This is a genomic window from Cellulomonas sp. IC4_254 (assembly GCF_011603975.1).
In the GTDB taxonomy this organism is placed as follows: Bacteria; Actinomycetota; Actinomycetes; order Actinomycetales; family Cellulomonadaceae; genus Cellulomonas.
This window is the reverse complement of the sequence record NZ_JAANNB010000091.1, coordinates 1-14417: the sequence shown is the minus strand read 5'-3', so window position 1 is coordinate 14417 and position 14417 is coordinate 1. Positions and strand designations below refer to the sequence as shown.

15 protein-coding genes are annotated in these 14417 nt (G+C 74.2%); 11 read left to right on the top strand and 4 right to left on the bottom strand.

From position 1 onward, the window contains the following. Window positions 1-8: 8 nt before the first annotated feature. A complete protein-coding gene (locus G6556_RS10590; RefSeq protein WP_166941106.1) occupies window positions 9-833 on the top strand; it encodes an inositol monophosphatase family protein in 825 nt (274 codons plus the stop codon). 129 nt (window positions 834-962) lie between these two features. Continuing rightward, a complete protein-coding gene (locus tag G6556_RS10585) occupies window positions 963-1262 on the top strand; it encodes a DUF4193 domain-containing protein (RefSeq protein WP_146835284.1) in 300 nt (99 codons plus the stop codon). Between the two features lie 111 nt (window positions 1263-1373). Here G6556_RS10585 and G6556_RS10580 read toward each other — a convergent pair whose 3' ends face one another. Then, complete coding sequence (locus tag G6556_RS10580) at window positions 1374-1853, bottom strand: DUF3093 domain-containing protein (protein ID WP_346774834.1); 480 nt, start codon at window positions 1851-1853, stop codon at window positions 1374-1376. A gap of 40 nt (window positions 1854-1893) precedes the next feature. On the opposite strand from G6556_RS10580, the gene dut reads away from it, so the two are divergent. From dut to G6556_RS10560, 4 genes are all read left to right on the top strand, one after another. Next, entirely contained in the window at window positions 1894-2442 is a 549-nt protein-coding gene (gene dut, locus G6556_RS10575) for a dUTP diphosphatase (protein WP_346774833.1), read from the top strand. Window positions 2443-2642: 200 nt separating this feature from the next. Next, the gene (locus tag G6556_RS10570) at window positions 2643-3305 is read left to right on the top strand and encodes a DUF3710 domain-containing protein (protein ID WP_166941102.1); all 663 of its coding nucleotides are present in this window, start codon (window positions 2643-2645) and stop codon (window positions 3303-3305) included. 10 nt (window positions 3306-3315) lie between these two features. Then, on the top strand, window positions 3316-3684 hold the full coding sequence (locus G6556_RS10565; protein WP_166941100.1) for an OB-fold nucleic acid binding domain-containing protein: 369 nt from the start codon (window positions 3316-3318) through the stop codon (window positions 3682-3684). Beyond that, window positions 3677-4471, top strand: a complete 795-nt coding sequence (locus G6556_RS10560) for a DUF3159 domain-containing protein (RefSeq protein ID WP_346774832.1) — start codon at window positions 3677-3679, stop codon at window positions 4469-4471. The genes G6556_RS10565 and G6556_RS10560 overlap by 8 nt, the downstream gene beginning before the upstream one ends. Here the strand turns inward: G6556_RS10560 and G6556_RS10555 are convergent. Further along, a complete protein-coding gene (locus G6556_RS10555; RefSeq protein WP_166941089.1) occupies window positions 4380-5078 on the bottom strand; it encodes a TrkA family potassium uptake protein in 699 nt (232 codons plus the stop codon). The two genes, G6556_RS10560 and G6556_RS10555, sit on opposite strands and share 92 nt — an antisense overlap. Next, complete coding sequence (locus G6556_RS10550) at window positions 5075-5725, bottom strand: TrkA family potassium uptake protein (RefSeq protein ID WP_166941096.1); 651 nt, start codon at window positions 5723-5725, stop codon at window positions 5075-5077. Before G6556_RS10550 ends, G6556_RS10555 begins: the two co-directional genes overlap by 4 nt. Before the next feature lie 137 nt (window positions 5726-5862). Here G6556_RS10550 and G6556_RS10545 point away from each other — a divergent pair, with 137 nt between their 5' ends. Both G6556_RS10545 and G6556_RS10540 read left to right on the top strand, forming a co-directional pair. Then, complete coding sequence (locus G6556_RS10545) at window positions 5863-7866, top strand: APC family permease (protein ID WP_166941087.1); 2004 nt, start codon at window positions 5863-5865, stop codon at window positions 7864-7866. After that, entirely contained in the window at window positions 7856-9139 is a 1284-nt protein-coding gene (locus G6556_RS10540) for a TRAM domain-containing protein (RefSeq protein WP_166941085.1), read from the top strand. Before G6556_RS10545 ends, G6556_RS10540 begins: the two co-directional genes overlap by 11 nt. Before the next feature lie 35 nt (window positions 9140-9174). Here G6556_RS10540 and G6556_RS19165 read toward each other — a convergent pair whose 3' ends face one another. Then, window positions 9175-9471: a hypothetical protein gene (locus tag G6556_RS19165; protein WP_205693301.1), complete on the bottom strand. Its 297-nt coding sequence runs from the start codon at window positions 9469-9471 to the stop codon at window positions 9175-9177. Window positions 9472-9579: 108 nt separating this feature from the next. Here G6556_RS19165 and G6556_RS10530 point away from each other — a divergent pair, with 108 nt between their 5' ends. From G6556_RS10530 to G6556_RS10520, 3 genes are all read left to right on the top strand, one after another. Further along, window positions 9580-10269, top strand: coding sequence for an XRE family transcriptional regulator (locus tag G6556_RS10530; RefSeq protein ID WP_166941083.1), 690 nt, complete (start codon window positions 9580-9582; stop codon window positions 10267-10269). 134 nt (window positions 10270-10403) lie between these two features. Then, a complete protein-coding gene (locus G6556_RS10525) occupies window positions 10404-10589 on the top strand; it encodes a translation initiation factor 2 (protein ID WP_166941081.1) in 186 nt (61 codons plus the stop codon). Between the two features lie 227 nt (window positions 10590-10816). Next, entirely contained in the window at window positions 10817-13627 is a 2811-nt protein-coding gene (locus G6556_RS10520) for an aconitate hydratase (RefSeq protein ID WP_166941079.1), read from the top strand. Window positions 13628-14417: the final 790 nt, after the last annotated feature.

Genomic DNA, 14417 nt, shown 5'->3' with positions numbered 1-14417 from the left:
CCGCCCCCCTGCCGGACCCCGCCGAGGTCCGCGCCCTCACCGAGCTCGCCGAGCGCCTCGCGCGCTCCGCGGGCGACCTGATCCGCACCACGAGCCCCGAGCGGGTCCAGGTCGCCGCGACCAAGTCCAGCGACGTCGACCCGGTCACCGCGATGGACCTCGCCTCCGAGACGCACCTGCGCGCGCTGCTCGCCGAGCACCGGCCGCAGGACGGCGTCCTCGGCGAGGAGCACGGCCTCGAGCCCGGCACCAGCGGGCTCACCTGGGTGCTCGACCCGATCGACGGCACGGTCAACTACCTCTACGGCGTCCCGGCGTTCGCGGTGTCGGTCGGCCTGGTCGCCGGCGACCCCGACCCGGCGCGGTGGACCCCCGTGGCCGGCTGCGTGCACGCGGTCGCCGACGGCCGGACGTACACCGCCGGCCGCGGCCAGGGCGCGTTCCGCGACGGCCGGCGCATCGAGGCGAACCCGGCCCGCCCGCTGGCCACGTCGCTGGTCGGCACCGGGTTCGGCTACCTCGAGGAGCGCCGCCGGGCGCAGGGCCGGGTGCTCGCCGCGCTGCTGCCGCGGGTGCGGGACGTCCGGCGCATCGGCTCCGCCGCCCTGGACCTGTGCCGGGTGGCGGAGGGGTCGCTCGACGCGCACTACGAGCGCGGCCTGAACCCGTGGGACCTCGCGGCCGGCCAGATCATCGCGATCGAGGCAGGTGCGCAGGTCAGCGGCCTGCGCGGCCGCCCCGCGGGGGTCGAGATGTCGGTGGTCGGCCCCGCGGCGACGGTCCACGAGCTGGCCACGCTGCTCGCCGAGCTGGGTGCCGACGCGGACGACTGACCCGGGCGTGCGCCGCGCCGCGAAATGAGGCACAATCCGGGGCGCCTGACCGGGAACAAACGGCGACCCCCGTTCGCTTGATCCCGCGTACGCCGATCCCGACCACCTGACGGAGCGTGACCACACCACATGGCAACCGACTACGACGCCCCGCGCAAGACCGAGGAGGACCTCAGCGAGGACTCGCTGCAGGAGCTCCAGGCCCGGCGCTCCGACAAGAACTCGGGCGTGGTGGACGAGGACGAGACCGAAGCGGCCGAGGGGTTCGAGCTCCCGGGCGCGGACCTGTCGGGCGAGGAGCTCTCGGTCCGGGTGCTGCCGCGCCAGGCCGACGAGTTCACCTGCTCGAAGTGCTTCCTGGTCCACCACCGCAGCCAGCTCGCCTACGAGAAGGACGGCATGCCCGTCTGCTCGGAGTGCGCGGCCTGAGCTGCCGACCGGGCGCGCTGCCCGCCTGACGGGCAGGCGCGCGCGCCCCACCCAGCCGTCACGACGCCGGCCGGACCCGCGAGGTCCGGCCGGCGTCGTCGTCCCCGGGGGTCACGCGGCCGGCGAGCCGTCCCCGTCGGCGCCCGCGCCGCCGAGCGCCGCCACCAGGTCGGCGGGGCGCCGGGTCGAGACCACCCAGTACGGCGTCGGGTCGGCCGGGTCGTCCAGCTCGACCCGCACCGCGGTCCCCACCCAGCCGCGCAGGCACACGTGCGCGCGCGCGTCGAGGCCGGGGCCGAGCTCGTGCCGCGTGGCGTCCGCGTCCAGCGCGCGCGGCGCCCGCAGCAGCCCGACCGGCACGTGCGCGTCGCCCGCGTGCAGCTCGCCGCCCTCGACCCGGACCCGCGTGGCGAGCCGCGCCGCGGCCAGCCCCGCCGCGACCAGGGCCAGGACGGCGCCGACGGCGGCGGCGACCGGGGACAGCGGCAGCAGCACGACGCCGAGCATCGCGGCCAGGGCCGGCACGGCGACCCAGCCGGCGGGGGAGGGCCAGAGGCGCTCGGCGAAGGCGGGGGCGGTCGTCGTCTGCACGGCCCCAGCATCCCACCTGCGACGGGTAGGGTCGGGGCCCGTGACGGACGACGCGCCCGCCCCCGCGGCCACCGAGACCCTGACCATCCTGCTGCGCCGCCTCGACGAGGGCGTGCCGGTCCCGTCGTACGCGCACCCGGGCGACGCGGGCGCCGACCTGGTCACCCGGGTCGACGCGACGCTCGAGCCGGGCGAGCGGGTCACCGTGCCGACCGGCATCTCGATCGCGCTGCCCGAGGGCTACGCCGCGTTCGTGCACCCGCGCTCCGGCCTGGCCGCGCGGCACGGCCTCACGATCGTCAACGCCCCGGGCACCGTCGACGCGGGCTACCGCGGCGAGATCGCCGTGACGCTGCTCAACACCGACGCGCGCGAGCCCGTGGTGCTGCACCGGGGCGACCGCGTGGCCCAGCTGGTGATCCAGCGGGTCGAGCGGGCGCTGTTCGTCGGGGCGGACGAGCTGCCGGACTCGGTGCGGGGGACCGGCGGGTTCGGCTCGAGCGGCGGGTGGCGCGCGTCCGGCGCGGCCGCCGGCGCCCAGGACGGGGCGTCCGGTGCGCCCACGGCGGACACGCAGGCGGCCCGCTAGGTGGTCCGTCCCGTGCGGACTATCGTGGAGACGAACGCGCCCGCGACGCGGGCGACCCGGAGAGGGGACTGAGGGTGGCGCTATTCCGGCGCGGTGCGAAGGACCGCACCGCCCAGGACGAGACCGCGGCCGGCGTCGACGCAGCCGAGGGGGCCGCCGACCAGGCGGGCACCGCGGCCGCCGCGCACGACGGACCCGCGGTGCAGGACGCGACCCCGGAGCACCCGGCCCCGGCCGTGGTCGACCGGTCCGCCGGTCCCTGGGACTCCGGCGAGGACGTCCCCGCCGGCCCGCGGGTCGATCTGGGCGCCCTGCGGCTGCCCGGCGTGCACGGCATGGAGCTGCGCATGGAGATCGACAAGAAGTCCGGCACCGTGACGGCGGTCGGCGTGACGATCGACGGCTCCACGCTGCAGATGCAGGCGTTCGCCGCGCCGCGCACCGACGGCATCTGGGACGAGATCCGCGAGGAGATCGGCGAGTCCGTGCGCAAGCAGGGCGGCGCCGTCGACGACGTGCCCGGACCCTTCGGCCGCGAGCTGCTCGCCCGCCTGCCCGTGCGCACCCCCGAGGGCCGCACCGGCCACCGCCCCGCGCGGTTCGTCGGCGTCGACGGCCCCCGCTGGTTCCTGCGCGGCGTCATCACCGGCCGCGCCGCGGTCGACGAGGAGGCCGCCGGCACGCTCGAGGACCTGTTCCGCCGCACGGTCGTCGTGCGCGGCACCGAGGCGCGCGCCCCGCGCGACCTGCTCGCGCTCACGCTGCCCGACCAGGCCGCCGGCGTGACCCCCCAGACGGCCACCCCGGCCGCACCCACGTTCGACCCGCTGAAGCGCGGGCCGGAGATCACGGAGATCCGCTGACATGTCGCCGCTGTCGCTGCGCGAGGGCCTCCGCCGGGCCGTCGCGTCCCAGGAGGAGATCGAGGCCTCGGAGGAGCGCGAGGACGCGGTCCGGGCGAAGGGCTGCATGCCCGTCGACCAGACCCCGGACCGGCACCGCGCCAAGGTGTCGGGCGTGATCCGCTCGGTCGTGCTGCGGCCGCGCCAGGGCGTCCCCGCGCTCGAGGCCGACCTGTACGACGGCAGCGGGAACCTGGTCCTCGTGTGGCTGGGCCGCCGGGAGATCGCCGGCATCGAGCCGGGTCGCCGGCTCAAGGTCGAGGGCCTGGTGTGCACCCGCGAGGGCCGCCGGTCCATGTTCAACCCCCGCTACGAGCTGCGTCCCCGGCCGGGTGAGTGAGCCGACGCCGGCCGGCGGCCACGAGCCGCCGGTGACGCCGGACCCGCGCGCCGCCGCGGACGCGCCCGTGACGCCCGCCGCCGCGCCCGAGGACGCCGTGCCCGTGCGCGGGATGCGCGCGATCGAGGCGGAGGACTTCTCGTTCCTCGACTCGGTCGGCGGCGTACGCGGGATCGTCGAGTCGGTGCTGCCGGGCCTGCTGTTCGTCGTCGTGTTCATCGCGTCCGGGCAGCAGCTGCGGCCGGCGCTCATCGCGGCGGTCGCAGCGGTCGCGGTGGCCGTCGTGGCCCGTCTGGCGCAGCGGACGCCCGTGACGCAGGCGCTGTCGGGCGCCGTCGGCATCGGCATCGGCGCCCTCATCGCGGCCCAGACCGGCCGCGCGCAGGACTTCTACCTGTGGGGCCTGCTGGTCAACGCGGCGTACCTCGTGCCCTTCGCGCTGTCCGCGCTGGTCGGCTGGCCGCTCGTCGGGCTCGTGCTCGGCCTGTTCCGCGCGGACGGGCCGCTGCAGGCCGAGGGCTCGTGGGCGGGCGCGTTGGCATGGCGCCGGGACCCCGCGCTGCGGCGGCGCTACACCTGGGCCACCTGGTTGTGGGCGGCGATGTTCGCGCTGCGCCTCGCGGTGCAGGTCCCGCTGTACCTCGCGGGTCAGGTCGCCTGGCTCGGTACCGCGAAGCTCGTGATGGGCGTGCCGCTCACGGCGCTGGTGCTGTGGGCGAGCTGGATCCTGGTACGCGGCTCGACAGCAGCGCGGCCAGGTCCTGCTCCGACGCGTCCCGCCCCGTGACGAACAGCAGCTCGTCGCCGCCCTCCAGGGTGTCGTCCCCGGACGGCTGGAACGGGCGGTCGTCGCGCACGATGGCCGCGAGCACGGTGTCGGCCGGCCAGTCGATCTGACCGACGAGCGACCCGGCGAGCGGGGAGCCCTCCGGCAGCGTGAGCTCGAGGATGTCCGCGCCGGACTGGTGGAACGTGAAGATCCGCACCAGGTCGCCGACGGAGACGGCCTCCTCGATCATCGCCGTCATGATGCGCGGCGTGGAGACCGCGACGTCGACGCCCCAGGCCTCGTCGAACATCCACTCGTTCTTCGGGTTGTTCACCCGCGCGACCGTGCGCGGGACGCCGTACTCCGTCTTGGCGAGCAGCGAGATGACGAGGTTGGCCTTGTCGTCGCCGGTCGCGGCCACGACCACGTCGCACTCGTCGGTCCGCGCCTGGGTGAGCGTCGGCAGCTCGCACGCGTCGGCGAGCAGCCAGTCCGCGTCGGCCACCTGCGCGACCCGCATGGCGGAGGGCTGGCGGTCGATGAGGGTGACCTCGTGCCCGTTGGCGAGCAGCTCCCGCGCGATCGAGCGGCCGACCGAGCCGGCACCCGCGATGACGACCCTCACGCCTGCACCTCCGGGGCGACGGTGAGGATGCGCTCGACGTCGGCGGACTCGTCCGCCCGGAGCAGCAGGTGCACGATGTCGCTCTCCTGGAGGACGGTGTTCGCGTCGGGCAGCAGCCCGTCGCCGTAGCGGGTGAGGTACGCGACGCGGGCCCCGGTCGCCTCCTCGATCAGGCGCAGCGGCCGGCCGGCCCAGGCGGGGTGCACGTCGACCTCGGACAGGCTGATCTTGCCCGAGGCGTCGGTGAACTGGCTGGTCGCCCCCATGGGCAGCAGCCGGCGGAGCACCTGGTCCGCGGTCCACCGCACGGTCGCGACGGTCGGGATGCCGAGGCGCTGGTAGATCTCCGCGCGGTGCGGGTCGTAGATCCGGGCCACCACGTTCTCGACGCCGAACGTCTCGCGCACGACGCGCGCGGCGAGGATGTTCGAGTTGTCGCCGTCGGACACGGCCGCGAACCCGAACGCGTCGTCGATGCCGGCCTGCCGGAGCGTGTCCCGGTCGAAGCCGAGGCCGGTGACCTTGCTGCCGGCGAACTCCGCGTCGAGCCGGCGGAACGAGTCGGGGTTCTGGTCGATCACCGCGACGGAGTGCCCGTGGGCCTCCAGCGACTGCGCGAGCGTCGCGCCGGCGCGGCCGCAGCCCATGATGACGAAGTGCACAACGCGGAACGCTATACCCCGCGCGGACCGCCGGGCACGTCGATGGTCCCGCGCCCGGCGTGCGGCGGTCCCGGGGAGGGTCCGGTGCCGGAACGGTCCCGGTGCACCTAGCATGGTCCCTCGTGCCGGATCTCGCGGATGCCGCCAAACGCTTGCTGCTGGGCCGACCGGTCCGCAGCGAGAACCTGGGGCACACCCTCCTCCCGAAGCGGATCGCCCTGCCGATCTTCGCGTCGGACGCGCTGTCGTCCGTCGCCTACGCCCCCGACGAGGTGCTGCTGACGCTCGCCCTCGCCGGCGTGAGCGCCACCGTCATCTCGCCGTGGGTCGGTCTCGCCGTCGTCGTCGTGATGATCACCGTCATCGCGTCGTACCGGCAGAACGTGCACGCGTACCCGTCGGGCGGCGGCGACTACGAGGTCGCCACCGTGAACCTCGGGCCGAAGGCGGGCGTCACCGTGGCCAGCGCGCTGCTGGTCGACTACGTGCTCACGGTCGCGGTGTCCGTGTCCTCCGGCGCGCAGTACGCCGCGTCCGCGATCCCCGCGCTGCGCGGCCACGAGGCGCTGTTCGCGGTGATCATCGTCGTGCTGCTCACCCTGGCGAACCTGCGCGGCGTCCGGGAGTCGGGCAACGCGTTCGCGATCCCGGTCTACCTCTACATGCTGGCCGTGGGCAGCACGGCGATCTTCGGCTTCGTGCAGTACCTGACGGGCGACCTGCAGCCGGCCGCGTCCAGCGCGCTCACCATCGTCCCCGCCGACGGCTTCGACCAGGGGCTGATGGGCGCCGCCGGCGCGTTCCTCGTGCTGCGGGCGTTCGCGTCCGGCTCCGCCGCCCTCACCGGCGTCGAGGCGATCAGCAACGGCGTGCCGTCGTTCCGCAAGCCCAAGTCGAAGAACGCCGCGACCACCCTGCTGCTCCTGGGCGGGCTGTCGGTGTTCCTCATCATGTCGATCCTGACGCTCGCCCGGCTCACCGGCGTGCACTACGTCGAGGACCCGTCGACGCAGCTCCTCGACAACGGGGTGCCGGTCGGCGACGGCTACGTGCAGGACCCGGTCATCGGGCAGCTGGCGCAGACGATCTTCCACTCGTTCCCGCCGGCGTTCTACCTGGTCTCGGTCGTCACCGGCCTCATCCTGATCCTGGCCGCGAACACCGCGTTCAACGGGTTCCCGGTGCTCGGGTCGATCCTCGCCAAGGACGGCTACCTGCCGCGCCAGCTGCACACCCGCGGCGACCGGCTCGCGTTCTCCAACGGCATCATCGCGCTGGCCGCCGGGGCGATCGCGCTGATCCTGGCGTTCGACGCCCAGGTGACCCGGCTGATCCAGCTGTACATCGTCGGCGTCTTCGTGTCGTTCACCCTGTCGCAGCTCGGCATGATCAAGCACTGGACCCGCGAGCTGCGCACGCAGCCCGACCCCGAGCGCCGCCGGCAGATGCTCCGGTCCCGGGTGATCAACGCGATCGGCTTCGGCATGACCGCGACGGTGCTGGTCATCGTGCTGATCACCAAGTTCACGCACGGCGCCTGGATCGCGATCCTGGCGATGATCATCGTGTTCATCGGCATGCAGGGCATCCGCCGGCACTACGACGCCGTCAAGGCCGAGCTCGCCCTGGGCGCCGACCCCGCCGCCGCCCGCGCGCTGCCGAGCCGGGTGCACGCGCTGGTGCTCGTCTCGCACCTGCACCGGCCGACCATGCGGGCCATCGCCTACGCACGGGCCTCGCGCCCCCAGACCATCGAGGCCGTCACCGTCGGCGTCGACCCCGAGGACGCGGCCGCGCTGCGCGCGCAGTGGGAGGCGATGGACCTCCCGGTGCCGCTGCGCGTCCTGGACTCGCCGTTCCGCGAGATCACGCGTCCCGTCATCACCTACGTCCGCTCGATCCGGCGGGAGAGCCCGCGGGACCTGGTGGTCGTCTACATCCCCGAGTACGTCGTGGGCCACTGGTGGGAGCAGCTGCTGCACAACCAGAGCGCCCTGCGGCTCAAGGGGCGGCTGCTGTTCACCCCGGGCGTCGTCGTGGCGTCCGTCCCGTGGCAGCTCGCGTCGACCGAAGGGCAGACCGGCATGGAGGACCACGTGCGCAGGACGATCTCCCGTGGGCTCTGAGGCGCGCGGTGCCGCGGCCGCGGCGGGGGACCTGGTCGAGCTCGAGGTCGGGCCGGTCGCGCACGGCGGGCACTGCGTCGCCCGCCTGCGGGGGCCCGGCGACGACGGCCCCGGGCGCGTCGTGTTCGTCCGGCACGCCCTGCCCGGTGAGCGGGTGGTGGCGCGGCTGACCGACGCCGGGCCGAAGGCGACGTTCTGGCGCGCGGACGCCGTCGAGGTGCTCGACGCCTCGCCCGACCGCGTGGCGTCCCCGTGGCCCGAGGCCGGCCCGGGCGGTGTCGGCGGCGGCGAGCTCGCGCACGTCCGGCCCGACGCGCAGCGCGCGTGGAAGGCGGCCGTGCTCGCCGAGCAGCTGCAGCGGCTCGCGCGCGTCGAGCGCGAGGTGCCCGTGCGGGCGCTGCCCGGCGACGAGGAGCGCGGCGGGCTCGGCTGGCGCACCCGCGTCGGCTTCCTCGCCGACCGCGAGGGCCGTGCCGGGATGCGCCGGTTCCGGTCGCACGACGTCGTGCCGGTGACCGCCATGCCGCTGATGAGCGACGCGCTGGCCGGGCTCGACCTGCTCGGGCGCCGATGGACCCCGGGTGCCCGGATCGAGGCGGTCGCGCCGGCCGGCGGCGACGCCCCCGTCGTGCTGGTCGACGACCAGCCGTTCGACCTCCGGCGCGGCAAGGTCGACCCGCGGCCCAACGCCCGGTCCGCCGTCCGCGAGCAGGTGCGGGTGGGGGAGTGGGAGTGGGCCTACCGGGTGGCCGCCGCGGGGTTCTGGCAGGTGCACCGGGAGGCGCCCGCCACGCTGACCGGCGCCGTGCTCGACGCGCTCGGCGACGTCGACGGGGCGCGCGTGCTCGACCTGTACTCCGGCGCGGGCCTGTTCACGCTGCCGCTGGCCGACGCGGTGGGCGATGCCGGGTCGGTGGTCGCGGTCGAGGGCGACGCCCGGGCCGTGCGCGACGCGCGGCGCAACCTGCACGACCGGCCGCAGGTGGAGCTGCACGGCGGGGACGTCGCGGGGGCGCTGGCCGCGGGGGCCGCGGGCGCCGGCGTCGACGCCGTCGTGCTGGACCCGCCGCGCGTCGGCGCCGGCCGGGACGTCGTGCGGGCCGTCGCCGGGCTGGCGCCGCGCCGCGTCGTGTACGTCGCGTGCGACCCGGCGGCGCTCGCGCGGGACGTGGCGTACCTCGCGGAGGAGGGCTACGCGCTGTCCGACGTCACCGGGTACGACCTGTTCCCGATGACGCACCACGTCGAGGCCGTCGCGGTCCTCGAGCGCTGAGGCCGCGGGCCGCTCGGCGCCCCGCGGCCTCGGAGTCAGGACGCGCGGCGCGTGAGCAGCCGGACGCGGACCCGGTGCAGGTGCGGCATCAGGCCGTAGATGACGACCGGGACGGCCACGGTGGCCAGGACCAGCGTCCGCAGGACGACGCCCAGACCGGCGAGCCAGGGACCGACGGTCAGGTTCAGCACTGTCAGCGTCGGGAACACCGCGAGCCAGATCATCACGGCGAGCTGGTGCTGCGTGGGCGGCCCGACGGGCTGCCTGGTGGTGGCGGTGGCGGTGGCTGCGGTGGCGGTCGCGGCGGTCTGGGCGTCGGCGCTGCTGTGCACGGCGGTGCTCCTTCGAGGGGGTCCGGCTGGTGCCACGAGCGTGGCGCGCCGCACGGGCGATCGGCAACGGTCGTTGCCGTTCTCGGGAATGCGCGGTTCGATCAGGGCATGAGCGCACGCACGGGCCGCCGCGACCCCGACCACGGGGGCGCGGGTGTCGACGGGTCGGCCGGCGCGACGCCGGGCGAGCGCCCCGGCGCGGACCCCCGGATCGCGGCGGCGCTCGACCTGGTCGGCGGCCGGCTCCGGCGGGTGCGGGAGCAGCGCGGCCTGACGCTGACGGAGGCCGCGGCGGCGGCGGGGATGTCGAAGTCCACGCTGTCGCGGCTGGAGACGGGGCAGCGCCGGCCCGGCCTGGAGCTGCTGCTGCCGCTGGCGCAGACGTACCGGGTGCCGCTCGACGACCTGGTGGGTGCGCCGGAGGTCGGCGACCCGCGCATCCGGCTGCGGCCGCGCGGGGTGAACGGGCGGACGGTGCTGCCGCTGACGCGTCCCGGCGGCATCCAGGCGTGGAAGATCGTCATCCCCACCACCCAGCGCGACCCGGCACCGCGGTCGCACGACGGCTTCGAGTGGCTCTACGTCCTGTCCGGCAGGATGCGGCTCGTCCTCGGCGGACGGGACCTGGTCCTGGGCACCGGCGAGGCGGCGGAGTTCGACACGCAGGTGCCGCACTGGTTCGGCTCCACCGGCGACGGGCCCGTGGAGGTGCTGTCCATCTTCGGCCGGCCCGGGGAGCGGATGCTCGTGCGCGCCTCCGGCGACGCCGGCCCCGAGGAGGACCCGCACCGCGGCTGACGGGGCCCGTCCGCCTGCGGAGCAGGATCGCCCCAGGTCGGGGCGTCGATGCCCTCGCGCGGCGCGGCCGGTCGGCCTAGCGTGGGGACCGGGCGCCGCGGCCCGCGGCACCCGCCCACCGGAAGGAGCCGACGATGACGACACCGCACGAGGGTGACGCCCGCGAGTCCGCCGCCGAGGCGACGCGCCGGGTGGCCGAGGCCAGCCGCCGCGCGACCGCCGAGCTGCACAAGCAGGGCACCCCGGACTACGACCCCCGCCAGCACCAGAAGGCCGTCGAGCGCGAGCGCCGGGCCGCGGAGGGCGTCGCCGGGGACTGACGCCCCGCCGCCCGGCACCGGCCCGCGCCCGCGCGGCCCGGCGCGTCCGCAGCGTCGGCGCGCCGGGCCGCGCGGGCGTCGCGACGCGACAGGCTGCGTCGGGGTAGGATGTATCTCGACATCAAGATACTTCGGCGGGTGATCCCGGGTACCACGCCCCGGGGGGCCGCCCGCCGCGCACCGCGGCCGTCCCCCAGCGGCCGGACTCGCCAACGAAGGAGCCAGAAGTGAGCAGCGTCGACAGCTTCGGGTCGAAGGCCCGGCTGCAGGTCGGGGACGACACCTACGAGATCTTCCGGCTGGACGCGGTCCCCGGGACGGAGAAGCTGCCGTACAGCCTCAAGGTGCTCGCCGAGAACCTGCTGCGGACCGAGGACGGCGCGAACATCACCGCCGACCACGTGCGCGCCCTCGCCGCGTGGGACCCGACCGCCGAGCCGGACACCGAGATCCAGTTCACGCCCGCCCGCGTGATCATGCAGGACTTCACCGGCGTCCCCTGCGTCGTCGACCTCGCCACCATGCGCGAGGCGATGGTCGACCTGGGCGGCGACCCGACCCGCATCAACCCGCTCGCGCCGGCCGAGCTGGTCATCGACCACTCCGTGCAGATCGACGTGTTCGGCCGCGAGGACGCGTTCCGCCGCAACGTCGAGATCGAGTACCAGCGCAACCACGAGCGCTACCAGTTCCTGCGCTGGGGCCAGACCGCGTTCGACGACTTCAAGGTCGTCCCGCCGGGCACCGGCATCGTGCACCAGGTCAACATCGAGTACCTGGCGCGCGGCATCATGACCCGCGAGGTGGACGGTGCGCTGCGCGCGTACCCCGACACCTGCGTCGGCACCGACTCGCACACCACGATGGTCAACGGGCTCGGCGTGCTGGGCTGGGGCGTCGGCGGCATCGAGGCCGAGGCGGCCATGCTCGGCCAGCCCGTCTCCATGCTCATCCCGCGCGTGGTCGGCTTCAAGCTCACCGGCTCGATCCCGTCCGGCGTGACCGCGACCGACGTCGTGCTCACCATCACGCAGCAGCTGCGCCAGCACGGCGTCGTCGGCAAGTTCGTCGAGTTCTACGGCGAGGGCGTCGCCCAGGTGCCGCTCGCGAACCGCGCGACCATCGGCAACATGTCGCCGGAGTTCGGCTCCACCTGCGCGATCTTCCCGATCGACGACGTCACGCTCGACTACCTGCGCCTGACCGGCCGCTCCGAGCGGCAGCTCGCGCTCGTCGAGTCGTACGCCAAGGAGCAGGGCCTCTGGCACGACCCGTCCCGCGAGCCCGCGTACTCCGAGTACCTCGAGCTCGACCTGAGCACGGTCGTCCCGTCGATCGCCGGCCCGAAGCGCCCGCAGGACCGCATCGAGCTGTCCGAGGCCAAGGAGTCGTTCGCGACCTCGATCCTCGACTACGTGTCCGACGACGAGCGCGCCGTGTTCACCGGGCTGGACGAGTCGGTCGACGAGACCTTCCCGGCCTCCGACCCGATCGCCGCGGGCGAGCACGCCGACGCCTCGGACGCGCCGGCCCACGTCGAGAAGGGCGACGTCGCGCGCCGCCCGCACAAGCGCGTGCCGGTCACGCTGGCCGACGGCACCACCACCGAGCTCGACCACGGCGCCGTGGTGATCGCGTCGATCACCTCGTGCACCAACACGTCGAACCCCTCCGTGATGCTCGCCGCCGCGCTGCTCGCGCGGAAGGCCGTCGAGCGGGGCCTGACGTCGCAGCCGTGGGTCAAGACGTCGATGGCGCCGGGCTCCCAGGTCGTGACCAACTACTACGAGAAGGCCGGCCTCTGGCCCTACCTCGAGAAGCTCGGCTTCCACCTGGTCGGCTACGGCTGCGCCACCTGCATCGGCAACTCGGGCCCGCTGCCCGAGGAGGTCTCGGCGGTCGTCAACGAGCACGACCTGTCGGTCGTCTCCGTGCTCTCCGGCAACCGGAACTTCGAGGGCCGCATCAACCCGGACGTGAAGATGAACTACCTGGCGTCCCCGCCGCTGGTCATCGCGTACGCGCTCGCCGGGACGATGGACTTCGACTTCGAGAACCAGCCGCTCGGCACCGGCACCGACGGGCAGCCGGTGTTCCTCGCGGACATCTGGCCCACCCCGGAGGAGGTCCAGGCGACCATCGACGCGAGCATCGACCGCTCGATGTTCGAGTCCGACTACGCCGACGTGTTCGCGGGCGACGAGCGCTGGCGCGCGCTGGACACCCCGGAGGGCGACACCTTCGCCTGGGACGGCGAGTCCACCTACGTCCGCAAGCCCCCGTACTTCGAGGGCATGGCCGCCGAGCCGGCCCCCGTGGTCGACGTGTCCGGTGCGCGGGTGCTCGCCAAGCTCGGCGACTCCGTCACCACCGACCACATCAGCCCCGCGGGGTCGATCAAGGCGGACAGCCCGGCTGGCCAGTACCTGGCCCAGCACGGCGTCGAGCGCCGGGACTTCAACTCCTACGGGTCCCGCCGCGGCAACCACGAGGTGATGATCCGCGGCACGTTCGCGAACATCCGGCTGCGCAACCAGCTCGTGCCGGGGGTCGAGGGCGGGTACACCGTGAACCACCTGACCGGCGAGCAGACGTCGATCTACGACGCCGCGCAGGCGTACGCCGAGGCCGGCGTCCCGCTCGTCATCCTGGGCGGCAAGGAGTACGGCTCGGGCTCGTCCCGCGACTGGGCGGCCAAGGGCACCGCGCTCCTGGGCGTCAAGGCCGTCATCACCGAGTCGTTCGAGCGGATCCACCGGTCCAACCTCATCGGCATGGGCGTCCTCCCGCTGCAGTTCCCGGCGGGGGAGTCGGCCGACTCGCTCGGCCTGGACGGCACCGAGACGTTCGACATCACCGGCATCGCGGCGCTGAACGAGGGCGCGACCCCGCGGACCGTCCACGTGACGGCCACCAAGGGCGACGGCTCGGTCGTCGCGTTCGACGCGGTCGTCCGGATCGACACCCCCGGTGAGTCGGACTACTACCGCAACGGCGGCATCCTGCAGTACGTGCTCCGGTCGCTCGTCGCGGCCTGATCGCGCGTCCGACCCGACGCCCCCGGCGCCCGCTCACGCGGGTCCCGGGGGCGTCGCGCTGCCGGCCACGGGGCCCCTGGGCAGGGGAGTTGACGACGACGGGGTCCGCGCGTAATGTTCTCCGAGCTGCCCGGACGGGAGGCACGGACTTCGAGGCTCGACCCGAAGGCCGGTCCCGCAGGCGGCCACCCCCCGGTCCGTGATCCAGACGCTTCGCTGCGTCCGGTTCGTCGTGCCGGACCGGGATCTCCCGAGAGCAATGTCGTGTGAATCACGCACAAAGCACTCCGGAAAGCCTGGTAGTGTTCTGGGAGTCGAAAGCGGTGAAGAGATTCACCGGAAACGACCGCCAGAATCTCTGGTAGGGTTTCGGGACGTCGGAGCCGCTCGAAAAGAGCGGATCGGACAGGAACGAAGCTCTGGTAGAGTTCAGGAACGCGAAGAAACGCCGGAAGGCGCGAAACGCGGGCCAGGAACTTTGGTAGATTGGAACCGAGCCTCCGGCCGGTCGCCCTGAGAAGGGTGGGCGGGGGATGCGCCTCTGTTCTTTGAGAACTCAACAGTGTGCCTAGTAGTTGATGCCAAGATGGTTCATCGGCTCGGGTGGTCGTCCTCATTCGGGGGTGGCTGGTCGGTCGGTGGGTCTTGGTTGATACGGAAGTCGTCCGACCCCGTCGGGTGGCTTTCTTAGCAGCCGAATTGACTGATCCTCGCTCGCCAGCGGGTGGGGGTCGTTTCGTGTGTCGGTTGATCGCCGCTTTCGGGTGGTGGTTGCCATGAGACATCTACG

Bases quoted from the DNA above. Each gene is read 5' to 3' on its own strand.
- G6556_RS10585 (WP_146835284.1), top strand. From the start codon at position 963: ATGGCAACCGACTACGACGCCCCGCGCAAGACCGAGGAGGACCTCAGC.
- G6556_RS10550 (WP_166941096.1), bottom strand. From the start codon at position 5,725: ATGGGCTGCGGCCGCGCCGGCGCGACGCTCGCGCAGTCGCTGGAGGCC.
- G6556_RS10530 (WP_166941083.1), top strand. From the start codon at position 9,580: ATGAGCGCACGCACGGGCCGCCGCGACCCCGACCACGGGGGCGCGGGT.
- G6556_RS10525 (WP_166941081.1), top strand. From the start codon at position 10,404: ATGACGACACCGCACGAGGGTGACGCCCGCGAGTCCGCCGCCGAGGCG.